1 tRNA gene is annotated in these 217 nt (G+C 39.6%); it reads left to right on the top strand.

Going from position 1 to position 217, the window contains the following annotated elements:
- Positions 1-5 precede the first annotated feature (5 nt).
- Positions 6-81 (top strand) — tRNA-Lys (locus V6260_RS19060).
- Positions 82-217: the final 136 nt, after the last annotated feature.

Below are 217 nucleotides of genomic sequence, written 5' to 3'. Positions count from 1 at the left end.
AGAGCGGGTTATTAGCTCAGTTGGTAGAGCAGTTGACTTTTAATCAATTGGTCGATGGTTCAAATCCATCATAACCCACCATTTTTGAATGGTCTTTTATCGGCGGATTTACGTATAGTACTAAGTTGTTATAAAACGCAACGTCAGAGCGGGTCATTAGCTCAGTTGGTAGAGCAGTTGACTTTTAATCAATTGGTCGATGGTTCAAATCCATCAT

The sequence above is a fragment of the Pseudoalteromonas aliena genome, from assembly GCF_038155085.1.
GTDB classification, from domain to species: Bacteria; Pseudomonadota; Gammaproteobacteria; order Enterobacterales; family Alteromonadaceae; genus Pseudoalteromonas; species Pseudoalteromonas aliena_A.
The sequence above is the reverse complement of the archived record's forward strand: the minus strand, read 5'-3'. Positions and strand labels throughout refer to the sequence as shown.